At 69.3% G+C, this 20,987-nt stretch carries 27 protein-coding genes; 10 read left to right on the top strand and 17 right to left on the bottom strand.

What is annotated here, in order from left to right:
• The first annotated feature begins 52 nt into the window (after positions 1–52).
• The 3 genes from KQ297_RS08065 to KQ297_RS08055 all read left to right on the top strand — a co-directional run bounded on the left by KQ297_RS08065 (position 53) and on the right by KQ297_RS08055 (position 1,858).
• Complete coding sequence (locus KQ297_RS08065) at positions 53–685, top strand: SOS response-associated peptidase (protein ID WP_259738962.1); 633 nt, start codon at positions 53–55, stop codon at positions 683–685.
• Between the two features lie 86 nt (positions 686–771).
• Positions 772–1,557 carry a potassium channel family protein gene (locus KQ297_RS08060; RefSeq protein WP_259738961.1) on the top strand — a complete coding sequence of 262 codons (786 nt, stop codon included), beginning with the start codon at positions 772–774 and terminating at the stop codon, positions 1,555–1,557.
• A 55-nt stretch (positions 1,558–1,612) separates the two neighbouring features.
• Positions 1,613–1,858: a Nif11-like leader peptide family RiPP precursor gene (locus tag KQ297_RS08055; RefSeq protein WP_259738960.1), complete on the top strand. Its 246-nt coding sequence runs from the start codon at positions 1,613–1,615 to the stop codon at positions 1,856–1,858.
• Between the two features lie 11 nt (positions 1,859–1,869).
• On the opposite strand, the gene KQ297_RS08050 is transcribed toward KQ297_RS08055, so the two are convergent.
• Both KQ297_RS08050 and KQ297_RS08045 read right to left on the bottom strand, forming a co-directional pair.
• A complete protein-coding gene (locus tag KQ297_RS08050; RefSeq protein ID WP_259738959.1) occupies positions 1,870–2,145 on the bottom strand; it encodes a transcriptional regulator in 276 nt (91 codons plus the stop codon).
• A gap of 7 nt (positions 2,146–2,152) precedes the next feature.
• Positions 2,153–2,758, bottom strand: a complete 606-nt coding sequence (locus tag KQ297_RS08045; RefSeq protein ID WP_259738958.1) for a rhomboid family intramembrane serine protease — start codon at positions 2,756–2,758, stop codon at positions 2,153–2,155.
• A 30-nt stretch (positions 2,759–2,788) separates the two neighbouring features.
• On the opposite strand from KQ297_RS08045, the gene KQ297_RS08040 reads away from it, so the two are divergent.
• Positions 2,789–3,286, top strand: coding sequence for a DUF427 domain-containing protein (locus KQ297_RS08040; protein WP_259738957.1), 498 nt, complete (start codon positions 2,789–2,791; stop codon positions 3,284–3,286).
• A gap of 10 nt (positions 3,287–3,296) precedes the next feature.
• On the opposite strand, the gene KQ297_RS08035 is transcribed toward KQ297_RS08040, so the two are convergent.
• Positions 3,297–3,482: a hypothetical protein gene (locus tag KQ297_RS08035; RefSeq protein WP_259738956.1), complete on the bottom strand. Its 186-nt coding sequence runs from the start codon at positions 3,480–3,482 to the stop codon at positions 3,297–3,299.
• A 91-nt stretch (positions 3,483–3,573) separates the two neighbouring features.
• Positions 3,574–4,611 carry a fatty acid desaturase gene (locus KQ297_RS08030; RefSeq protein ID WP_259738955.1) on the bottom strand — a complete coding sequence of 346 codons (1,038 nt, stop codon included), beginning with the start codon at positions 4,609–4,611 and terminating at the stop codon, positions 3,574–3,576.
• A 214-nt stretch (positions 4,612–4,825) separates the two neighbouring features.
• Between KQ297_RS08030 and KQ297_RS08025 the strand changes: the two genes are divergently transcribed.
• From KQ297_RS08025 to KQ297_RS08015, 3 genes are read left to right on the top strand one after another with little or no spacing between them, the layout of a single operon-like run.
• Complete coding sequence (locus KQ297_RS08025; protein WP_259738954.1) at positions 4,826–5,251, top strand: AI-2E family transporter; 426 nt, start codon at positions 4,826–4,828, stop codon at positions 5,249–5,251.
• Positions 5,206–5,865 (top strand): AI-2E family transporter, encoded by a 660-nt coding sequence (locus KQ297_RS08020; protein WP_259738953.1) that lies wholly within the window; start codon positions 5,206–5,208, stop codon positions 5,863–5,865. The genes KQ297_RS08025 and KQ297_RS08020 overlap by 46 nt, the downstream gene beginning before the upstream one ends.
• Before the next feature lie 46 nt (positions 5,866–5,911).
• Positions 5,912–6,535: a DUF3598 family protein gene (locus tag KQ297_RS08015; protein WP_259738952.1), complete on the top strand. Its 624-nt coding sequence runs from the start codon at positions 5,912–5,914 to the stop codon at positions 6,533–6,535.
• Between the two features lie 21 nt (positions 6,536–6,556).
• Here KQ297_RS08015 and KQ297_RS08010 read toward each other — a convergent pair whose 3' ends face one another.
• The 8 genes from KQ297_RS08010 to KQ297_RS07975 all read right to left on the bottom strand — a co-directional run bounded on the left by KQ297_RS08010 (position 6,557) and on the right by KQ297_RS07975 (position 13,862).
• Positions 6,557–7,045, bottom strand: a complete 489-nt coding sequence (locus tag KQ297_RS08010; protein WP_259738951.1) for a hemagglutinin — start codon at positions 7,043–7,045, stop codon at positions 6,557–6,559.
• A gap of 4 nt (positions 7,046–7,049) precedes the next feature.
• Entirely contained in the window at positions 7,050–7,328 is a 279-nt protein-coding gene (locus KQ297_RS08005; RefSeq protein WP_185464959.1) for a DUF427 domain-containing protein, read from the bottom strand.
• Between the two features lie 75 nt (positions 7,329–7,403).
• A complete protein-coding gene (locus tag KQ297_RS08000) occupies positions 7,404–7,685 on the bottom strand; it encodes a hypothetical protein (protein ID WP_259738950.1) in 282 nt (93 codons plus the stop codon).
• 166 nt (positions 7,686–7,851) lie between these two features.
• Positions 7,852–9,372 (bottom strand): peptide ligase PGM1-related protein, encoded by a 1,521-nt coding sequence (locus tag KQ297_RS07995; protein ID WP_259738949.1) that lies wholly within the window; start codon positions 9,370–9,372, stop codon positions 7,852–7,854.
• Positions 9,373–9,496: 124 nt separating this feature from the next.
• Positions 9,497–10,561 carry a bifunctional diaminohydroxyphosphoribosylaminopyrimidine deaminase/5-amino-6-(5-phosphoribosylamino)uracil reductase RibD gene (gene ribD, locus KQ297_RS07990; protein WP_259738975.1) on the bottom strand — a complete coding sequence of 355 codons (1,065 nt, stop codon included), beginning with the start codon at positions 10,559–10,561 and terminating at the stop codon, positions 9,497–9,499.
• A 26-nt stretch (positions 10,562–10,587) separates the two neighbouring features.
• Positions 10,588–11,097, bottom strand: a complete 510-nt coding sequence (locus KQ297_RS07985) for a DUF3122 domain-containing protein (RefSeq protein ID WP_259738948.1) — start codon at positions 11,095–11,097, stop codon at positions 10,588–10,590.
• On the bottom strand, positions 11,094–13,589 hold the full coding sequence (locus KQ297_RS07980) for a GH116 family glycosyl hydrolase (protein ID WP_259738974.1): 2,496 nt from the start codon (positions 13,587–13,589) through the stop codon (positions 11,094–11,096). The genes KQ297_RS07985 and KQ297_RS07980 overlap by 4 nt, the downstream gene beginning before the upstream one ends.
• A gap of 27 nt (positions 13,590–13,616) precedes the next feature.
• Positions 13,617–13,862, bottom strand: a complete 246-nt coding sequence (locus KQ297_RS07975; RefSeq protein WP_185464955.1) for a hypothetical protein — start codon at positions 13,860–13,862, stop codon at positions 13,617–13,619.
• A gap of 62 nt (positions 13,863–13,924) precedes the next feature.
• On the opposite strand from KQ297_RS07975, the gene cbiE reads away from it, so the two are divergent.
• Positions 13,925–15,205 (top strand): precorrin-6y C5,15-methyltransferase (decarboxylating) subunit CbiE, encoded by a 1,281-nt coding sequence (gene cbiE, locus KQ297_RS07970; protein ID WP_259738947.1) that lies wholly within the window; start codon positions 13,925–13,927, stop codon positions 15,203–15,205.
• Here the strand turns inward: cbiE and KQ297_RS07965 are convergent.
• The 4 genes from KQ297_RS07965 to pheS form a co-directional block, all read right to left on the bottom strand.
• Positions 15,183–15,695, bottom strand: coding sequence for a DUF192 domain-containing protein (locus tag KQ297_RS07965; protein ID WP_259738946.1), 513 nt, complete (start codon positions 15,693–15,695; stop codon positions 15,183–15,185). The two genes, cbiE and KQ297_RS07965, sit on opposite strands and share 23 nt — an antisense overlap.
• On the bottom strand, positions 15,692–16,360 hold the full coding sequence (locus KQ297_RS07960; RefSeq protein ID WP_259738945.1) for a winged-helix domain-containing protein: 669 nt from the start codon (positions 16,358–16,360) through the stop codon (positions 15,692–15,694). The genes KQ297_RS07965 and KQ297_RS07960 overlap by 4 nt, the downstream gene beginning before the upstream one ends.
• Positions 16,357–17,307 carry an NAD(+) kinase gene (locus KQ297_RS07955; RefSeq protein ID WP_259738944.1) on the bottom strand — a complete coding sequence of 317 codons (951 nt, stop codon included), beginning with the start codon at positions 17,305–17,307 and terminating at the stop codon, positions 16,357–16,359. The genes KQ297_RS07960 and KQ297_RS07955 overlap by 4 nt, the downstream gene beginning before the upstream one ends.
• A gap of 61 nt (positions 17,308–17,368) precedes the next feature.
• Complete coding sequence (gene pheS, locus KQ297_RS07950; RefSeq protein ID WP_259738943.1) at positions 17,369–18,376, bottom strand: phenylalanine--tRNA ligase subunit alpha; 1,008 nt, start codon at positions 18,374–18,376, stop codon at positions 17,369–17,371.
• 80 nt (positions 18,377–18,456) lie between these two features.
• Between pheS and surE the strand changes: the two genes are divergently transcribed.
• Positions 18,457–19,251, top strand: a complete 795-nt coding sequence (gene surE, locus KQ297_RS07945) for a 5'/3'-nucleotidase SurE (protein ID WP_259738942.1) — start codon at positions 18,457–18,459, stop codon at positions 19,249–19,251.
• On the opposite strand, the gene KQ297_RS07940 is transcribed toward surE, so the two are convergent.
• Positions 19,236–19,817 (bottom strand): DUF3611 family protein, encoded by a 582-nt coding sequence (locus KQ297_RS07940; RefSeq protein ID WP_259738941.1) that lies wholly within the window; start codon positions 19,815–19,817, stop codon positions 19,236–19,238. The two genes, surE and KQ297_RS07940, sit on opposite strands and share 16 nt — an antisense overlap.
• Positions 19,818–19,939: 122 nt before the next feature.
• On the opposite strand from KQ297_RS07940, the gene KQ297_RS07935 reads away from it, so the two are divergent.
• Positions 19,940–20,965 (top strand): bifunctional riboflavin kinase/FAD synthetase, encoded by a 1,026-nt coding sequence (locus KQ297_RS07935; RefSeq protein ID WP_259738940.1) that lies wholly within the window; start codon positions 19,940–19,942, stop codon positions 20,963–20,965.
• Positions 20,966–20,987 lie beyond the last annotated feature (22 nt).

Below are 20,987 nucleotides of genomic sequence, written 5' to 3'. Positions count from 1 at the left end.
GAACCGAACGTCACGGCAGATCTAAGCTGCAAGTCAGCGTTCCCTGGGCGCCATGTGTGGTCGGTTCTGCCTCACCACCGCCCTTGATCAGCTGCTGCCGAGGCTGGGGGGGCGGCTGCCTGCGCAGCTGGAGCGTCACTACGCGCCCCGGACCCTGATTCAGCCCGGTGAGCCGGTGCTGGCCCTGCGTCAGGAGCATGGCCTGCTCGCCAGTGCCCTGATGCTCTGGGGTCTGCTGCCGGAGTGGGCCAGGGATCCGCTCAACGCGCCCCGGCCCTTCAACGCCCGCAGCGAAACCGTGGCCGAGAAGGCCTCCTTCCGCGGGGCCTGGCGCCACCGCCGCTGCCTGCTCCCCGCCGATGGCTTTCTGGAGAAGGGCTGGCTGATCCGCCGGCTCGACCGGCAACCCTTCTGGCTGGCGGGACTCTGGGACCGTTGGATTGGACCCGATGGCAGCGAACTGGAGAGCTGCTGCGTGCTCACCACCAGCCCCAACGCCCTGGTTCAGCCCCTGCACCAGCGCATGCCGGTGCTGCTTCCCGATGGCCTTGAGCAGGCCTGGCTGGCGCCGGCCGATGGGGCCGGTCTGCGGGCTCTCCAACCCCTGCTCAGTGGCTGGGATCCCAGTGGCTGGGAGGCGGTCCCGCCGCCACGCTCCAGGGAGCAGCTCTCCTTCTTCGGCTGAGGGGCTGGCTCAGCTCCTGGCCTTCGTCACAATGCAGCACTGGATCCCTGCCTGATCACCTCTCTTCGCCAGCTCCGCTGATTCCCTTGCGCTTTCCTTTCCGCGCCAGCCATTCCAGCGAGTCACGCCTGCGGCGCCGTCATCGCTTCTACCGGCACCTGCTGCTGGTGACCGTGTTCGTGATGGTCTGCCTGGCCCTGCCCAGGACCCTCCATACCCCGGTCGAGATCGGCTATAGCCTGGCCACCCTGTTGCTGATGGTGGAACTGGAGGGTTCGATCCGTCATGGCGGCAAGCGCAATCCCCTGGATCGTCCTTTTCGGCTGCTCGGCCTGGCTGCTCTGCTGGCCCAGTGGTTCTGGTTCCTGACCCCCTTGGGGCACCGTGAAAGCGGCTGGCCCATGTTCGTGCTCACCACCCTGTTCGCAGGCTGGAGCGTGCTGCGTCTGGTGGGATTTCTCGCCGAGGAACAGCAGGTGAACGGACAGGTGCTGATGGGGGCCATCTCGGGCTATCTGCTGCTGGGCCTCACCGCCGGTCTGCTGTTCACGGGGCTGGAGACGATCCAGCCAGATAGTTTCATCAGCCTGCACCATCCCGAATCGCCGCTGTTCCACACCGGCCCGATCAGCCAGTCCAGCGCCCTGGTGAAGCGGCTGGATTTCACCCTCCTCAACTACTTCGCCTTCGTCTGCCTGAGCACGGTGGGCTTCGGTGACGTGCTGGCCACCACGCCGCTCTCCCAGATGAGTGCCGTGGCTTTCAGCGTGATCGGCCCGATCTACATCGCCGTGGTGATGGGATTGCTGATCGGGCGCTATGCCGCAGGCAACGCCGCCGGGAAGGACTCCGATGGCCCGCCTGGCGCCTGAATTCGCCGATGGGCCCCAGGTTGGGCTAGTACGGAGGTCACCTGGATCCCTTCCCGTGAGCCTTGAGCATCTGGATGCCTTCCTGCTCCACGCCCGCTGCTCAGCTCCCCTGCAGGAGCGCCTGCAGCAGCCGCTCGACCTGGAGGCCTTCCTGCAGCTGGCGCGCCACGAGGGGTTCCCCCTCGAGGAGCGTGATGTGCTCGCCGCCCAGCAGCGGGAGGAGGCCCAGCTGAGCGACGTGGAGCTGCAGCAGCGTGCCGGCCTCGAAGCCCGCCGCCTGCGCACGTTCATTCCCGGCTGACGGCCCTGCCCTCAGCGCACTCGCTCCTGGCCGTAGGGAGCTCGACTCGGCTGCGGCTGCTCGCTCAGCCAGGCCAGAAGGGCGCCGAGGCCCAGCAGCAAGGCCATGGGCAGCAGCCAGTGCCGTCGCTGGCCCCGGCCACCCTGCAGCAGGTTGAGGCGGCGCGATCCACCGGTACCCGGGCTGGCGCCCGGCCCAAGCGGCAGGCTGCAGCGGCCACAGACCATGCGACCGGCCAGGCTGCGGTCGCGCCGAACTTCCCAGCTTCCGCAGCGGGGGCAGGACATCAGCGCCTCATCTCCGGGCCGCCTGCGCCGGTTCCCGGTAAACGGCCAGGGCCGCGAGCACCCCACCGGCGAAGCCGCTCAGGTGGCCCACCCAGCTCACCCCGGCCGGGGTGAAGAAGGGCAGCAGGCCCGGCAGGAAACCGCCATAGCTCACCAGGCTGAACAGTGAGAGCAGCAGGGGCAGGGGCCGCCGCTCCAGGAACCCGATCACCACCAGGTAGCCCACCAGGGCGAAGACCACTCCTGAGAGCCCATGGCTTCCATTGCTGGAGAACAGCCACACCGGGATCGCCATCAGGTACACCCCCACCCAGACAGCCAGGTAATCGTGCCAGCTCTTGAGCAGCACCAGCCAGGACAGCGGCAGGAACCAGAGGCTGTTCCCCAGCAGATGGCCCAGATCCCCATGGCTGAACGGTGCGGTGAGGACCCCCAGGAACGACCCCCCCGGGAGCATGGGAAGGTTCCATCGCCCCCCAAAGACGACCTGATCGATCAGTTCCTGGCTCCAGGCCACCGAGAGGATCAGCAGGGGAATCACTGCGGTGCCGCCGAGGCGGGTCAGGAGGCGATCCAGACCTCGACGCTGCCGAACGGGGGAGGGGTTGGCCATGCTGACCATTGTCGTGGTCGGGGCCAGCGAATGGGGAGCACAGAACCGTGGAACGGTCTGGAGCGGGAGCGGGCCTGTGACTATCCACGTCCCCCGGCGCTCGTGGCCAGCGGGGCCCTGGTTGAGGTGCGGGCCCTGGGGGAACGGCTGGCGGAATCCCGCCGCTCGCTGCGGGTGCTCGAGACCTTCCATCCCCCCACCCATTACCTGCCACCGGAGGATGTGCGGCTGGAGCTGCTGCAGCCGGCCTCCGGGCGCAGCTTCTGTGAGTGGAAGGGCCTGGCCCACTACTACGACGTGGTGGTGGGGGAGCGCCGCCTTGCGCGGGCGGTGTGGTCCTACCCGCAGCCCACGCCGGCCTTTGCGGCCCTCGCCGGCTGGTTTGCGGTCTACCCGGCGCTGATGGATGGCTGCTGGCTGGATGGGGAAGCGGTGATTCCCCAGCCGGGAGGCTTCTACGGGGGCTGGATTACATCCCGTGTGCAGGGCCCGTTCAAGGGGGATCCGGCCCATCCTGAGCTGATCTAATGCTGGCCGATCAGGCTGCCGAGGCGGGGGGTACGCGGCAGCCGATCTGGATCCGGCCGGCGTCGAGCAGGCGGCCCAGTTTCAGGGCTGCCGCTTCCTCCTGGCGGTTGAAGGCACTCTGCTGAGCCGCCACCCAGCTGATCTCCTCTTCGGTGATCACACCGGTGGAGAGGCTCTCGAGGAACAGTTCACCCATGCCCATGACGGGTCCTGTGCGGGGGGATCGGCTGAACTTATCGCTGGTGTCGGCTTCGGCCCAGGGATGCCACAGCTTTTTTAAGGGCCCCTCAGGCCATGGCGGTGGGGATGGCCTGCAGGCTTTCCCCTTCGCGGTTCCAGAGCACGTACTGGAAGCAATGGGGGATGTCCGCGATGGTCAGGCGCCTGGCCCCGCTCAGCAGGGCGGCATTGCGCTCCTGGCAGGCCCGCAGGTGGTAGTTGGGGATCCGCTCGCAGAGGTGGTGGATGTTGTGGCAGCCGATGTCGGCGGTGAACCAGTTCAGGATCCCCGGCAGCACCAGCAGGCTGGTGCCGGCGATCGCCCCTTCGAGCGGGTCCCAGCCCTCGCTGCGGTGGGCGTAGGAGCCTACGAAGTTGTGCTGCACGAAGAAGATGCAGATGAACAGGGCCGCCGAGGCGGCCATCACCAGCGCGTAGAGGCTCCAGAACAGCCCGGCGCCGATCCAGTGACAGAGCAGCACCCAGCTGGCGATCACGCAGATGTTGTTGAGCAGCAGATCGATGAATTCAGCCCCGCTGTACCAATGGCGTGATTGAAACGACATCACCAGCTGGGGCACCGGGGTGCGCCAGTCGGCGCGAAGGCTTGAGGCGGCATGGCCCAGGAACTGGGCTGATCCCAGCAGCAGGGCCAGCCTGGGTTTGATCACCAGGTAGAAGAAGCCGCCCGGGAACAGCATCAGCGGGTGGCGCAGCAGCCGGTACACCCACTGGCCCCGCGGGCTGAGCTGCTCGTAGTGCTCCAGGCTGATCAGGGCGGAGGGACCGCGGTAAAGATCCCAGTTGCCGTTGTGTTTGTGATGAAAGGCATGCCCCTGCGACCAGGGGTACTGGGGGATGGCATTGATCACGCCCAGCAGAAAGCCCACGGCGCGGTTCACGCGTTTCGAGCTGAACAGGGAATAGTGCCCGCAGTCGTGCATCAGGGAGAAGCAACGGCCCGAGAGCAGCACCAGCACCACCAGCAGGGGAGGGGTGAGCCAGAGCGACTGACGGGCTGCGACCACCGTGATCACCCAGAGCAGCAGATAGGACCCCACCGTGCTCAGGATCTGCCAGGACGCCAGGCGGTCATCGCTGCGCATGTAGGGCTTGAGCACGAAGTCCGCGTAGCGGATGCCGGGGACGGCTGGGCTGGAGTTCGGCTCAGGCGCAGGCGTCTCGAGCAGGGCAGTGGCGTTCAGGGACTCTGTTTACACGGACCCCTACCCTAGGCAGAGGCTTCGGCTCCACGCTGCTTCAGTCTTAAGCGAATCCGCTCTTTTGCAGCCGGATTCCCCCCCGTCGCCCCCCAGCTCCATGAACGACCCCACCGGCCAGGCCTGGCAGCGGCTCAACCACTCCGCGCTGCTGCGCTTCCTGCTGCTGCTGGCCTGCGGCTGGGCGGTGGTGCAGCTGATCGACTATTTCCGGGCGGTGCTCACCCTGTTCATTGCGGCGGCGGTGCTGGCGGTGCTGCTCGACTATCCCGTGCGGCGGCTGGTGCGTCTGGGTTGCAGCAGGGCCCTGGCGATCCTGCTCACCCTGCTGGGCGGCCTGGCTGTGGCCAGCGTGTTTGTGGCGGTGCTCGGGTTCCAGTTGATCAACCAGGGCAGCAGCCTGCTCAATGACCTTGTGCTGGGGTTGCAACGCCCCGATCTCCCCTTTCACAACTACCTGAAGACGATCGAGATCCCGCAGTGCTGGAGCTGCTGCGCTCCAGCCTCGGCACCGGCCTGGGGGTGATCGGTGGCGCCTTCACCAACGTCTTCGGCGGGGTGTTTCTGCTGGTGATCGTGGCGTACATGCTGATCGACAACGGCACCACCTGGTCCCAGGCCCTGCGTCTGCTGCCGGAAAATGTGCGTGAACGCTTCGATCGCAGCGTCCAGAAGAACGTCCTGGGGTTTCTGCGCGGCCAGATCACCCTGATGATCTTCCTCAGCGTGGCCAGCTTGCTGGTGTTCGCCCTGTTGGGGGTGAAGTTCTCCCTGGTGCTGGCGATCTTGGTGGGGGTGCTTGATGCCATCCCCGGCATCGGCGCCACCCTCGGGGTGATCCTGGCCAGCTCCCTGGTGTTCCTGACCCAGGGTCAGTGGCTGGCCCTGCAGGTGGTGATCGCCTCGGTGGTTCTGCAGCAGATCCAGGACAACCTGGTGCATCCCCGGGTGATGGGCCGTGCCCTGGAGATCCGGCCGGTGGTGCTGTTCTTCGCCCTGTTCATCGGCGAGCGGCTGGCGGGTCTGCTGGGGGTGTTCCTGGCGATTCCGATCACCGGCATGATCCTGGGCTGGGGCAAGGAGGAGGGGCCCACCCAGTTGCCATCCGAGCTGACATCCGAGCCGTCAGCCACGCCCTAGCCCATCCAGCTGCCAGCATCGGCATCCGAGAGCCTGCCTCCAGCCCGTGTCCAGCGATGTCCGCCGAACCACCCTGCTGGGGCGCAATTCCGGCCACTGGGAGGGCAGCTTCATCCGCCTTGATGGCCAGGGGCACGAGAGCGAACGCTTCGGCACTCACCTGCACGTGCACGAGGCCGATGGCCAGATCGAAGCGGCCCTCACCTACCTGCACACCGGCCATGTGGCCACGATGCGCTTCGCCGAACCGCCGGCCCTGATGGCGATCACCCCCGAGGGGCACTGGAGCCTCGGACCCGACAGGACCGGCCCCTGGCCGGCGGTGATGGAGCTGTGCCTGGTGGACGGCGAGCGCCGGCGGCGGGTGGTGGTGCGCCACGGTGCCGAGCGGCTCGAGAGCGTTGTGGTGGTGGTGGAGGCGCGACCGGGGGTGGTGGATCCTGCGCCTGCGCCGCCCCTGCGGGCTGCGATCCTTCCAGCCGCCGAAGGCTCGGGCCTCGGCTGCTGGCAGCTCACCCCCGACCTCACCCTCAGCACGGCCCTGGAGCGACGCTTCGGCGATCCCTTGGCGGTGAGGCTCTGCTGGCGGCCCCAGCCGGGCCGGGAGCTGGTGCTGGAGCGTGCCTACGGCGCCAACGGTCTGCCCCTTCAGGAGTCGGCGCCGGTGTGAGTCGGCGCCAGACTCCGGAGCTCAGGGTTCCTCGTGGCAGATGCGCCCATCACGCCAGCACCACACCCAGGGGGGGACTGTCAGCAGCTGGCGCAGGTCGTCGCGCTCGCGCAGGCTCACCGGCTTGAATTCGCTGGCCACGTCGAATGTCTTGTGGCGCTCCGGCTGGTTGAACACCAGGCTGCCCTCCACCCCTGACACCGAGCGGTGGTAGGTGCCGATCGGCAGCTCCAGGGCCCCCATCGCCCGCTCCAGGTGCACCACATGGTGGGGCTGATCCCAGCTCGGGTTGAGCACGGTGAAGGTGCGGCTGCCCAGCACCACCAGGTTGTGATCGACCTGGTGGTGGTGCACGTAGAACTGCTGGAACTCCCCGTCGTCGGGAGGTGAGAAAGCGGGGCCATGGTGCAGCACCACATCACTGGCGGTGCTGCCGGCCACGCTGGTGTCGTAGAAGGTGACCGCCGGTGTTTCCCGGAAGATGTGAATCGGAGTGAAGGTGAGTGTCATCGCCTCAGCTCACCCGCACACCCTTCCAGAAGGCCACACGACCCTTGATCTCACTGGCGGCCTGCTTGGGCTCGGGGTAGAACCAGGCGGCATTGGCGTTGACCTGATCCCCCACCACCACGTCGTAGTAGTGGGCTTCGCCCTTCCAGCCACACACGCTCCGGTGTGAGGAAGGCCGGAGGTGCTCCCCCACCAGCGCTTCGGGGGGGAAGTAGGCGTTGCCTTCCAGCTTGACAATGTCGTCACTGGTGGCGATCACCGCGTCGTTCCAACGGGCTTCCATGGCAGTGGGCAGAAGTGGAGTCCCATTCTGACCTGCATGGGGGGAGGCGTTGCGGGCCGTGTGTTCAGCGATGGGTCATGGGGTGAATTCGATCAGCATCCGCATCGTTTCAACCTTCAGCCCGTCGTCCTTCATCGCTCGCTGGCCCTCTGCGGATTGGAGCAATTCATGGAACTTGGCCATATCGGGGATCTCGGCCATGATTCCTGTTGCCTTCGGGTTGTTGGGGTTGCGGAAGGTTCGGCACTTGATCCCGATCTTTTCGAACATCTCATGCCGACTGCCCGGTCCGCTCTTCCAGGCCTCGGCCCATTGGGTGCCATCTTCAACGTCGTGAAAGATCAGTGCTGTTGGCATGGTTGAAGGTCCTGGATTGCTTCTGGTATTTGGTGAGCTGAAAGGAGAATGACACAGGCGTTTCGAATCAGGGGGATTTCAGCTGGCTTTGAGATCCTGCTTGGATCAGCATGGGTGTCATCCTCTTTCACGGGCTGAACGGCTGCTCGAGTGGCCCCCGGCGCCCTCACCCCCGCAGCCCCTCGGCCCCCGCAATCAGACGTTCCGCCGTGGCCGCGTAGATGCGCCCGGCTTCCTCGGGACTTCGGCCGATGCAGGTCATGCCCAGCTTGCCGAATTCCGAGAGGCAGCCCAGCAGGTGGAACACGCTGCCGTGCAGTTCGGCCGGATCGAAGTGCAGGCCGGCGGCGGCCACAAGGTCGATCAGATCCACCGGCAGCAGGCCCCGCAACCTCGGGTCGCAGAGGTTGTCGGTGGCGGCGTAATAGAGGGGCTGGCCGGTGGGGGAGCGGAACAGGCCGCTGGCCGCATCGATGCGGCCGTTGGTGGCGTAACGCAGGGCCATGTAGGGATGGGTGGTGCCGCCCTTGCGCAGGTTCACCTCGATCGCCTGCAGATCCCAGCGGTCCCCGAAGCGGCGCGCCACGAAATCCACCGCATAGCGCTCCAGAGCACCCTCTGCCGCCAGCGCCTGACCCACCGCCAGCCCATGGCGCATCAGCTCGGCGCGGTAGGTCTGCTCAGCGGGAAAGCGGCAGCCCAGGTAGGTCTGGCCACTCACGCCGCCCAGCACCTGCTCGTGGGTGGAGAGCACTTCCACCGCCCCGCCCGGGTGGATCATCCCCTGCACGCTCGGTGATGCCAGCTCCTCGCCCCCCTGCAGCCAGGCCTCCACCAGCGCCCCCTGCTCCTGCAGCAACTGGCGCCACTGGGGCGGAGGCATCGCCAGGGTCTCGAGCGCTTCCCGCAGACTCGTTCGGCGCTCGCGGCCGCTGAGCTGCTCCAGCTGCAGGGGTTCCAGCTCCAGGGGGGCGTTGCCTTCGCCGCTGAAGCCCTGATCCAGCTTCACCACCACCCGGCTCAGCTCGGGGTGGGCTTCCCACAGCTCGGCTGTGGCATCGGCCAGGGCCTCGAGGTCATGCACCAGGGGGCTGCCGGGCGGATGGGGCACATCGCAGCGGCGGAACAGTTCACGGCTGCCGGCTTTGCCGCCCCAGTGCATCAGGGCGGGATCGGTGCCCAGCAGCGGCACCTGCAACCGCTCCGACAGCCGCTTCTCCTGCTCGGTCACGTTGAAGCAGGTCATGAAGCTGCGCCCGGGCCGCAGCCGCTCGCGGATGCGCCCCAGCAACGCCGGCCGCTCCAGCAGTTTTTCCGTGAGTGAGCGGGCGGAGGCGTCGTCGGTGTCGAACAGATGCAGGCGCCGGCGGGCGTGGGAGGCCGGCACTCCCGGCAGCAGCTCCAGCACCGCATCCACCACCAGCTCCGGCAGCAGCTTGCTGGTGAGGTACACCGCCCTAACGCCCGGATCACGCAGGCGGATCAGCGAGAAGAGCTGCCGTTCCTCGTAGTGGTGGGCGCCGGTCACCAGGGCGATCTGGTGATGATCGAGGCTGAGCGAAGGCACCACCAGCAGATCCCAGCCCTCGCTGTTGCCCTCGCGGCCATGGGTCTGGTCGCTGCCGGGGTGGAACTCGCCCCATTCCGGCCGCAACTGGCGCTGAAGTTCCGCGAAACTCAGGCTCATGGCTGGGTCAGCTTCTGCTGCCGCCCCCTGGAGGCTTGGAGATCGCCACGGGCCCCGTGGCAGAGCAGGCGCAGCTGGAGAGGGTTGAGCATGGCCGGAATCTAGGGACGGTCGTCCAGCCCCCTCAATCGTGGGGCCCGTTCAGCTCCCAGATCAGATCGGCGCCCGAGCGGCTGAGCCCCCGCTCCCCCCAGGGGGCGACCATGGCCATCGAACTCAGCTGCAGATCCCCCAGCGGCGTGCGCGCGGCATCACCCCCCAGCAGCTTCGGGGCGATCACGGCGGCCACCCGCTGCACGCAGCCCTGGCGCAGGGAGGCGGCGGCCAGGGTCGGTCCGCATTCCCACAGCACCTGGTTGCAGCCTCTGAGGGCCAGGGCCTCCATCAGCTCCAGCGGTTCACAGCGCGCCAGCTCCAGGCGCTCCACACCCAGCCGATCCAGCAGGCGGCGCCCGTGCTCCGGCGCTTCCGGCCCATGGGCCACCAGGGTGCAGGCCGTGGCCTGATTCCACAAGCGGGCCCGCTCCGGCAGCTTCAGCTCCCGGCTGATCACCACCCGCAGCGGCTCGATCGCCCGCTGGCCACGGCTGGTGAGCAGGGGATCATCGGCGCGCAGGGTGCCGCCCCCCACGATCACCGCATCGCAGCCGGCCCGCTGCCGGTGCACCCACTCCCGGGAGCCTGGGCCGCTGATCCACTGGCTGGCTCCGTTGGGCAGGGCCGTGCGTCCGTCCACGCTCATCGCCCACTTCAGGATCCCCAGCGGTCGCCCCGTGCGCTGCCGGTGGCAGAAGGCGGCGTTCAGGCTCAGGGCTTCGCGCTGGCGCACCCCCGCCAGCACCTCCACACCCGTCCGGCGCAAGGCCTCGAGGCCCTGCCCCGCCACCCGTGGATCGGGGTCCTCCATCGCCACGATCACCCGCCGGATCCCGGCGGCGATCACGGCTTCGCTGCAGGGGGGCGTGCGGCCGTGGTGGCAGCAGGGCTCCAGGGTCACCACCAACGTGCCCCCCCGGGCCCGGTCCGCCGCCTGGGCCAGGGCCCCCACTTCCGCGTGGGGCTGTCCGGCGGCGGCGTGGAAGCCCTCCCCCACCAGCACTCCGGAGGCATCGAGCACCAGGGCGCCCACCAGGGGGTTGGGGCTGGTGCGCCCCTGGCCCAGGGCGGCCAGGGCCAGGGCCCGCTCCATCCAGCCGCCCCAGGGGTGCTCCCCGCTCACGTCGGGGTTGTCTCCAGGCTGCGCCACTCGGCCACCACGAACGGTGGCACCGGCAGCTCGGTGAACACCCCCGGCAGCCGAAGCCGCAACGGACGATTCTGGTTCAGTTCCGCCAGCAAGGGGGCCAGATCGAATTCGGCGGCGGCAGCGCGGCCGTCGTTGCCCAGGGCTGGGCTTTCCAGGGTCAGATCCTCCAGCTGCCACTGGAAGGGACCGGAGCTCACCTCCAGTGCGGTGGGGTGATCGAGCCGCACCTTGCCGGGGTAGCCCACCACCCGCAGCAGCAGCGGAGCCCCGGGCGGTCCGTCGCGGAAGGCCACCAGCTGCCAGGCCTGGTCATCCAGATCGCGCAGGCTCACCAGGCTGCGCAGCACCGGGCTGCCGGTTTCGCTGGGGTGCGCGTGCAGCTGAGCCAGGGCTGGCCCGGTGGGCCAGGTCAGAAGGCTCCCCAGCACCAGGGTGAGGGCCAGCAGCAGCCGGCCCGTGCGGCGGATCAGCGAGCTCATGGTTCACGTTCGGCGCCAGGGATCGGCCGCCAATCGGTGTGGGTGGCCCAGAGGGCCCAGATCGCCATCGCCCGCAGGTAATGGCAGGCCCTGAAGGTGCCCACCGCCGTGATCGCCTCGGGTGTGCGGAACTGCAGCCCCCCCGCATACACCTGGCCCACCACCGCGCCGGTGATCGCCAGGGCGGTTTCCGTCTGGCCCATCAGCCGGTAGTAGGCCGCCAGGCCGAAATTGATGCCGGTCCATACCTCCAGCGGATGGGTGCCGTTGGGGTCGAGCGGCGTGCCGTCGCGGCGCAGGCCGTTGGCCACCCCCAGCCGCCCCCCCTCGAAGCGCTCGAAGCAGGCCTCACGGATGGCCGCCAGCGACGAAAGGGCCCGCTCGTCGCTCACCACAGGAGGCAGTCCCAGCAGCCGGGCGTAGAAGTCGCCGCAGAGCTGGTCGGCCATCACCACCGGCGTGCCGCTGCCGGCATCGATCCGGTAGTACTCACCGTTCCAGAGCAGCCGATCGAAATTCGCCCGTGAGGGCTCCAGCCAGCTGCCGAATTCCCGCTGCTCGGCGCCGGTGTCGAGGCCGAGGTCCAGCTGCAGCCGCTGGGCCATGGCCAGGGCCGCCTCCAGGGCCGCGATCCAGAGGGCGCCGCAGTAGGCGCTCACCCCCTGCAGCGGCCAGTCGTCGAAGGTCTGGTCGGGGGCGCCGCCGTTGTCGGGCAGCCCGTCATCGTTGACGTCGAACTGCTTGAGGTAGCGCAGGGCCTCCACCACCGCCGGCCAGCAGTCGGCCAGGAAGCGCAGGTCTTCTCCCGAGGGAGACCGACGGAACAACCGCCAGACCTGCAGCACGAAGTCGGAGGCCAGGTCCTTCCAGAGGTTGCAGTCCTGATAGGCGGTGTAGTTGGTGGCCTCGAACGGCCGCTCATTCGGGGCGCCCAGGTCGTGGGGGGTGGCGCCGCCGACCTTGCGGGCGGCTTCCACCCGGCCCCGCCCCTGGGTGAAATACCAGCCGATCGGCCGAGGGGTGGCATCAGCGGCGGGAATGGCACGGGCGAAGCTGCGCAGCACTGCCTTCTCGAGTTCCGGCCAGAGCTGCAGCAGGGCGAACGCGCCATACAGCCGCACGTCGAGGCTTTCGTACCAGGCGTAGTCGAAGCACTCCAGCACCCCGAAGCGCCCCACCGGATCGGTGGGGCCGGCGGCCGTCCAGAGGCTGCCACCGCTGCAGAGGTCGTAGAGCTCATTGAACAGCGCCATGCGAATGGCCTCGGGCAGATCGCTGCGCTCCAGCACCGGTCGCTGCCAGGTTTCGATCGCCTTCCGCCACTGGCGCCACTCGCCCAGGGCCTCCGCGGCGATGGCCGCGGCGTTGGTGCCCGTGGCCCCGAAGAAATCCGTGTAGCGGCGCAGTGCCGAGCTGCCCGTGGCGAAGGCCGTCACCGGCAGGTCCCAGCTGATCACCACCGGCAGCTCGATCTCGGCGCCAGGCTCGAGCCTCAGCCGCAGGGCGATCGCGGCGCTGGCCTGTTCGCTGCCGGTGCTGCGCCGGTCGTTGTTGCTGTCGGGAATCGAGCCGTCGCGGCAGAACGACTCCCAGATCTCGGCGCCGTTGCCACTGGGATCCCAGCGGCTGCAGCGCATCACCTCCACCCCCTCGAGCTGATCGGGCACCGCCAGGCACCACTGGCCCTCCCCTTCGCGGATGGGCTGGCCGGGGGCACCCTCCAGCAGCACGCCCTTGAGGCCGGCTGCATCGATCCAGCGGTTGCGCTGGCCTGCTCCCCGGCCGATCGCCGGCAGGTAGTTGTGCTCGGGGCTGCCGTCGTCGCGGAAGGTGACGGCTGCGCTGGGATCGGTGTTGGTGAACCAGCCGATGGTGTTGCGCCAGCTCAGCAGCAGCGAGAGATCCAGGGGCGCTCTGGTGGGATTGGCCAGCCGCCAGCGGAACACGGCCACCGGGTAGCTGGTGCGCTGGTAGTCGCCGGGGAGGATGGGGCTGAAGGCCTCGCAGCTGACCTCGGCGCGGAAGTCGGCCCGGTAGTCGAACCAGTGGAGGGGATAGCGGGCGGCGTAGCTGCCGCTGCTCTCCCCGCCCAGCCACTGCCAGTGGCCCAGGGGGGGCTCGCCGGCGTCAGGCCTGGAGTCGTCGCGCTCCGGGGCCCGGGCCAGCGCCCTGGCCCGGCTCGCCTCTCCGTCGTGCTCGAACAGGGCGAACTGGCAGTCGGGCAGGACCCCGAACCAGTGCTCGCCCCCATCGAGGTTCCAGAGGTTGAAGCTGCCGTCGGGTCCGCGGCCGATGCAGCCGGCACCGAATCCCCCGAGCGGGGCCCCGTGGTTGGGGCCGTCGTCGAGGTTGCTGGCGTATCGCACCGTGTAGGGATCCTCCCAACCCTGGCCGATCGGCCGCTGCCAGCTGGCTGGTGGGGCCTGGGCGGGCCGACCTGCTCCGGGCCTGCGCAGCAGCGAGGAGAGGGCGGACAGGCCGAACGCAGCCATGGTGCTCATCGAGTTGGGGCCAGCTTGTCAGAGCTGGCCGGTGCCAGCGCCCACTTCCTGCTCGATCAGGGCATCGAGGGTGATCGCCGAGCGCACCACGGCCTGGTAACGCTGCACCACCCGCCGGTTCCGCTCCAGCCAGAGGCCGGCCTCCTCACCGCCACCCCCTGTGGCTTCAGGGCTGAGAAGTTCGATCTCAGGCTGGCCCGCCAGCAGGGCCAGGGCCAGCTCATGCACGCGCTGGCGGCGGGAGGGGGGCTCGGGTGCTGCCATGGGGGCCTCGACTCGCGGGCATCATGGCGAGGCCAGGCCAGCTGCCGCAGCGGAATCGCCCCGTGCACGACCCTCTCCAGCAGCACCTCCTCGAGGTGATCGGCACCGACGCCGCCGGACTGGCCTCGCTCCCGCCGGCGGCCTCGGCTCTGGTGCGTCAGGCGGATCTGGTGGCCGCACCAGCCCGGCTGCTGCCGGGTCTGCGCCAGGCCCTGGCGGCTGAGACGGAGGCGCCGCAGCTGATCGCCAGTGATCGCCCTGACCAGCTCTTTCCCCTGCTGGAGAGCGCCCTGGCCGCGCAGCAGGCGGTGGTGCTGCTCGCCAGCGGTGATCCGCTCTGGTTCGGCATCGGCCGGCTGCTGCTCGATCGCTTCCCCCCGGGGTGCCTGCGCTTTCATCCCTCCCCCTCAAGCCTGCAGCTGGCCTTCGCCCGCCTTGGCCGTCCCTGGCAGGACGCCAGTTGGATCAGCCTGCACGGCCGCGACCCCGACCCCCTGGCCGCCACCCTGCAGAAGCGTCCTTCCGCCCTGGCCGTGCTCACCGACCCGGGCCGCGGCGGCGCCGAGGAGGTGCGGCGCATCCTGCGGGCCTCGGGCCTCGAGCAGGCCTATGCCCTCTGGCTGTGCGAGCGGCTGGGGCATCCCCAGGAGCGGGTGCTCAGGCTGGCGCCTGGCGCTGAGCTGCCGGCAGATCTGGATCCGCTCCATCTCGTCCTTCTGATCGCCGAGCCGCCGGCACCCCCGTCCGATCCAGCTGCCCTGCCGCGGTTCGGTCTGGAGGATGGCCTGTTCCTGCAGCACGCGGATCGCCCCGGCCTGATGACCAAGCGGGAGGTGCGCATCCAGTTGCTCGCTGACCTGGAGCTGCCCGCCGCCGGTGTGCTCTGGGACATCGGTGCCGGCGTGGGCTCCATCGGCCTGGAGGCCCTGAGGTTGAGGCCAGACCTCCAGGGCTGGTTCCTGGAGCAGCGGGGCGGCTCGGCGGGCCTGATTGCCGCCAATGCCGGGCGCCTGGGTGTGCGGCCGGCGGCGATCCACGAGGGCCGGGCCCCGGAGGCGCTCAGCGTCTTTCCCGACCCCGATCGGGTGGTGATCGGCGGCGGCGGCCGTGGGCGGGTTGCCGTGCTGGCGGCGGTGCTGGAGCGGTTGCGGCCCCGTGGGGTTGTCGTGATTCCACTGGCCACCCTGGAGGCCCTGGCGGAGCTGCGGCCTCTGCTGGAGCGCTCCGGCCTGGCCGTGGCGGTGAGTCAGCATCAGTCCTGGCGCGGGGTTCCCCTGGCCGAGGGCACCCGCCTGGCGCCGCTCAATCCGGTGCTGGTGCTCAAGGGGTGTCGCGTGGCCTGAGCCAGACGATCGGCGCCGGTGAGCCCACGGCGATGCCCAGCCGCGCCGCCTCGCCGGCATCCAGCTCCACCACCCCATCGGAGGGTTCCCTGGGGCCGTAGCTGCGGCAGGGCAGACGCGGGCAGGGCTGGGCTGCGGCTTCGATGGCGATCACCCGGCCCTCGCGCAGGAAGATCATGTCGAGCGGGCTGATGGTGCGATGCATCCAGAAGCGTGCCGGCTGGGGGGGATCGAAGCGGAACCACATGCCCCGCAGGGGACCCAGCGGCGGGCGCTGCATCAGGCCGAGGCTGAACTGACGCTCGGTTCTGGGCACCTCCAGCTGGATGCAACCGCCGCTTCCCTCCAGGCACCACTCCGCCTCCAGGGGCAGCACCTGGGGGGGCGACTGGGTTGGCACGGCACGAGCGAGCGGCCGGGGGGCGGCCACAGCCACAGCCACGGCCCCCAGCAGCGCGCCCAGGGGTGGAAGCAGCCTGGAGAAGGTCATGGGGCGGGACGCTCCGGGCGGGGGGCACGCTCGCACAGGCAGTAGCCCTGGCCGCGGACCGTGTGGATCAGGCGCTTCTCCCCATGCTCCTCCAGTTTCTGGCGCAGGTAGCGGATGTACACCTCCACCACATTGCTGGCGGCCCCCCGCTGGTCCTGCCACACCTCGGCGAGGATCTGCTCCCGGCTGAGCACCATGCCGGGCTGACGCATCAGGCTCAGCAGCAGGTGGTACTCCCGTGCGGTGAGCGCCAGCAGGCGCCGCCCACGACGCACTTCCCGACTGGTTGGATCCAGGCGCAGGTCAGCCAGCTGCAGCGGCGGCACCTCGCCGTGCCTCTCGCCGCGGATCTGCAGGAGCAGGCGCAGGCGCATCAGCAGATCGCTGCCGCCGGCGCTGGAGAGCCAGAAGTCATCGGCGCCGGAGCTGAAGCAGCGGGAGCGCGCCTCGACGCTGTCGCTGACCAGATCGAGCAGGATCGGCACGTCTTCCAGAATCATGCGCAGGGCCGGAATGGTGGCCACACCGTCGGCACCCGACACCAGCACCGCGGCGGGTGGATCGGGCAGGGCCCCCACCGGGGCTGTGCGGTACCCGGAGGCCTCCAGGCGGGGTGCCATGGCTTCCGCTTCCTCCCCCACCAGCAGGATCAGGGGGCCGCTCACGGGCCTGCTCCCACTCCGGGGTCATCACGGCTGCCGAACTCACCGTTGTCGGGTTTGGCCACATGGGGCAGACCCCAGCCCAGCTTGTTGCGCAGCACCTGGAAGAACTCGTGGTCCTGCAGTCGCACGAAGCGGGCCGGGTGAGGGCTGCGGCGGATCAGCACCCGGTCTTCCGGCCACACGTAACAGCCGGCGCTGCCATCGACCACCATCATCAGCCGCTCGGGGGTGGCCGGAAACACCGTCACCGGTTCCTGGTCGCTGAAGACCAGGGCGCGGGAGGCGAGGGAGTGGGGCGCGATCGGGGTGAGTTGCAGCACAGGGCAGTCGGGAGTGATCACCGGTCCGCCGGCGCTGAGGGCATAGGCGGTGGATCCGGTGGGGGTCGAGAGGATCACCCCATCGGCCGAGATGTCCACGGGCACGTGGCGACCGATGGCGATCTCGAAATGGCACATGCTGGTGAGCGGTTCCCGGTGCAGGGCCATCTCGTTGAGGCAGAGCACCTCCCAGCGCCGCTGCTCGCCTCGCATCACGCTCACCACCAGCATGGTGCGCTCTTCGACGCTCCAGCGGTCGTTGAGCAGCTGATCCATGGCCCCATCGAGCTCGCTCAGGTAGGCCTCGGCCAGGAAGCCCAGGTGGCCGGTGTTGATCGTCAGGATCGGCACGCCGATCGGCGCGGTCTGACGGGCGGCGGAGAGCACAGTGCCGTCGCCGCCCAGCACCACCGCCAGGCTCATCTCAGGGTGAAAGCTGTCTGGCACGCAGGCGCTGTAGCCACGGCTGCGCAGGTGCTGGTCGGGATTGGCGAACCCCACCATCCCGCCGGAGCTGCTGACCCTGAGCACGCCGCTGCCGGCCGCCTCCAGGCGGCTCTGAATCACATCGGCCGTCTTGACGGCCAGATCTTTGCCGTCGTTGACGATCAGTCCGACGCAGGGCACCGGTCGGAAGCAGGAACCCGTCGAGTTTATGGGGAGCCTTCCGGCCGCGGCCTGATTGCCATCAGAACTGTTCCAGGAAGCGCAGGTCGCTGGTGAACAGCCGGCGGATGTCGTCGATGCCGTGGCGCACCATGCAGAAGCGCTCCACCCCCAGCCCGGCGGCGAAACCACTCCAGCGCTCGGGATCGAGCCCCAGCCCCTCCAGCACCGCCGGATCCACCATGCCGCAGCCCATCACCTCCAGCCAGCGCCCGCGCCATTGCACGTCCACCTCGGCCGAAGGCTCGGTGAAGGGGAAGTAGCTGGCCCGGAAACGCACCGGCAGATCGCCGAAGAACTGCTGCAGGAAGGTGGTCACGGTGCCGCGCAGGTGGCTGAAATCCAGCCCTTCATCGATCGCCAGCACCTCCACCTGATGGAACACCGGCGAGTGGGTGGCATCCACCGCATCCCGCCTGTACACCCGACCTGGCGCCACGATCCGCACCGGCGGCGGATTGCTCTCCAGGTGGCGGATCTGCACGGGTGAGGTGTGGGTGCGCAGCAGCCGTTCGCCGGGCAGATAGAAGGTGTCCTGCATGTCCCGGGCCGGATGGTGCGGGGGGATGTTCAGGGCGGTGAAGTTGTAATGGTCGGTTTCCGCCTCCGGACCCTCCTCCACCCGGTAGCCGAGTCCGGCGAAGATGTCGACGATTTCCTCGATCGTGCGGATCAGTGGGTGGCGATGCCCCACCGGCACATAGCGGCTCGGGGCAGTCACATCGTGGCGTTCCGCCGCCAGCTTCTCGGCCATGGCGGCGGAGCGCAGCCCCTCCAGCCGCCGGCTCATCAGCGCCTGCACCTGCTCCTTGAGCCCGTTGGCCCGCTGACCCACCAGCGGGCGTTCGCTCGCGTCGAGCTTGCCCATGGCACCCAGCACCGCTGAGAGGCGGCCCTTCTTGCCCAGCAGCCCCACCCGCAGCCCCTCCAGCTCAGCGGTGTCACCGGCCGCGGCGATCGAGGCCGCCGCTTCGGCTTCAAGGGCGTCGAGCTGGTCGGTGAGCTGCTGCAGGCTGATCGTGGCGCTCACGGAACGGTGGCGGTGGCGATCGACTGTACGGAGGGAACCTGCCTAAGTTGCCGCCTGCGTCCCTGCCCCTGCCGGTCCCGATGTCCAACCTGCGGATCCTGATCAGCAACGACGACGGGGTGTTCGCCGAGGGCATTCAGACCCTGGCGGCCGAGGCGGTGGGCCGAGGCCATGCGGTCACGGTGGTCTGCCCGGATCAGGAACGCTCCGCCACCGGCCATGGCCTCACCATGCAGACCCCTCTGCGGGCGGAGCGGGCCGATCGGCTCTTCGCGGAGGGCGTGATCGCCTGGGCCTGCAGCGGCACCCCCTCCGACTGCGTCAAGCTCGCCCTCGGTCGGCTGCTGAGCACGCCGCCCGACCTGGTGCTCTCGGGCATCAACCACGGCCCCAACCTCGGCAGTGACGTCTTCTATTCCGGCACGGTCTCGGCGGCGATGGAGGGCACCCTCGAGGGGCTGCCTTCCCTGGCGGTGAGCAGCGCCTGCTTCGACTGGCGCCAGTTCGGCCCGGCCGCCGTGCTTGCCCTCGACGTGGCGGAAGCGGCCCTGGCCGGGGCCTGGCCGGAGGGTCTGTTGCTCAACCTCAACGTGCCGGCCCTGCCCCTGGAGCGGATCGGATCGCTGCGCTGGTGCCGCCCGGCGGTGCGCCGCTACCGCGACCAGTTCGATCAGCGCACCGACCCGCGCGGGCGCACCTACTACTGGCTGGCCGGCGAAGTGGTCGATGACCTCGCTTCCGCCACCGCCGGCCCCCGCGACTGGCCCACGGACGTGGCCCAGATCCAAGCCGGCGGCGCGGCCCTGACGCCTCTGCAGCCGGAACTGTTCTGGCGAGGTGGCCTCGAGGCGCTGCCGGTTCAGTTGGGGCGGTGAACCCGCTGCAGCAGCCAGAGGCTGAACCACAGGCCGATCAGATGGGCGAAGAGCACCTGGGTGTTGCTCAGCACCGAGAGCATCTCGATCGAGGTGATCGGCAGACCCACCAGGCCGCCCCGGGTGCCGGGCGGCACGGCCAGCTGGGCGCCGAAGAAACCGGGCACCTGCATCGAGGCCTGAACGAACAGGCTGCCGGCCAGGGCCTGATAGCCCACGGCCGCCAGGGTCAGCCCGGCCAGATCGGCCAGAACACCCCGCTTGATCAGGCGGCTGGTTTCCCCACGGCTGGGCCGGGCCGGGCTGGCCAGGGCCCGGCCGCAGCGCACCACCAGCCAGCTCTGCCAGATGCACCAGAGCAGAAGGAAGAACGACAGAGTGGTGAGCGACAGCCCGGGACCCAGGCCCATGGAGCGGGCGGTGTTGGCGGCCAGGCGCCCGCCGATGTTGTTGAACAGCAGCACGCCCACCACCACCACCCCCAGCGACATCTGGGTCCAGAAGCGGATCCAGCCCACCCGGCGCAGGGCCGCGGAGACCAGCTGGAGATCAAGGCGGTCAGCCATCGCAGCGCGGAACCGTTGGTGGAGCGTCCCAAACTTGCCATGGCCCGTCGCGCAGGGCCGGAACCCGCATGGCCGGAACCCACATGGAAGGATGGAATCCAAGCCGGGCTGCGTCCGATTCCTTGATTCCCCTGCGATCCCCCCAGGACGCCATGCGGCCCACGGCCGTCGCCCTGGGCAGCTTCGATGGCCTGCACCAGGGGCACCGCCGGGTGATCGCCGCCGTCGCCAGTGCCCCGGCACCGGGACTGATTCCCACGGTGGTGAGTTTCTGGCCCCACCCCCGGGAGCTGCTCTACGGCGAGCCCCGCCTGCGCCTCGATCTCCCCGGCGAGAAGCTGGCGCTGCTGGAGCCCTACGGCATCCGCCAGCTGGTGCTGGTGCCCTTCACCCGCGACCTCTCCCTGCTCAGCCCTGAGGCGTTCGTGGAGCAGGTGCTGGTGGGGGAGCTCCAGGCCAGGGAGGTAGCCGTGGGTGAGAACTTCCGCTTTGGCCACGACCGGGTCGGTGACACCGCCAGCCTGCGGGAGATCGGTCGCCGCCATGGCCTGCGGGTGCTGGTTTCCCCGATGCTCTGGGACGGGGCCGAGCGGATCAGCAGCAGCAGGATCCGCCGGGCCCTGGCTGCGGGGGCCATCGATGAGGCCAACCGTCTGCTGGAGCGTCCCTACCGCTTCAGTGGCCGGGTGGTGCGCGGGCGGGGGCTGGGCCGGCAGCTCAGCTGGCCCACGGCGAATCTGCAGGTGGATGGCCGCAAGTTTCTGCCCCTGGAGGGGGTCTATGCCGCCCGGGTGCGCCGCCTCACGCCGGCCGGTGGGGGGGAGGCGCTGCTGCCCTGCGGTGAAGCCATGGCGGCGGTGATGAACCTGGGCCCCCAGCCCACAGTGGATCCCCTGGCCCCCTCGGCGGTGGAGGTTCACCTGCTCGACCGGGAGCTTGAGCTGGTGGGCCGTGATCTGGAGGTGGAGCCGGTGCAGCTGCTGCGCCGCCAGCAACGGTTCGCCGGCCTCGAGGAGCTCAGCCGGCAGATCGGCGTGGACGCATCCCTGGCCCGCAGCCTGCTCGGACCTGAAGCTTCAGGGGGTGTAGGCGTTGCTCAGGCCCCAGCCGATGAAGGCGGCAATCCCTCCGAGCAGCAGAATTCCTGAGATCAGCACCAGCATCGGGCTG

This window comes from Synechococcus sp. CS-205 (assembly GCF_025128255.1).
Lineage (GTDB): Bacteria > Cyanobacteriota > Cyanobacteriia > PCC-6307 > Cyanobiaceae > Regnicoccus_A.
Note: the sequence above shows the minus strand (reverse complement) of the source record. Positions and strands in the feature narration are given on the sequence as shown.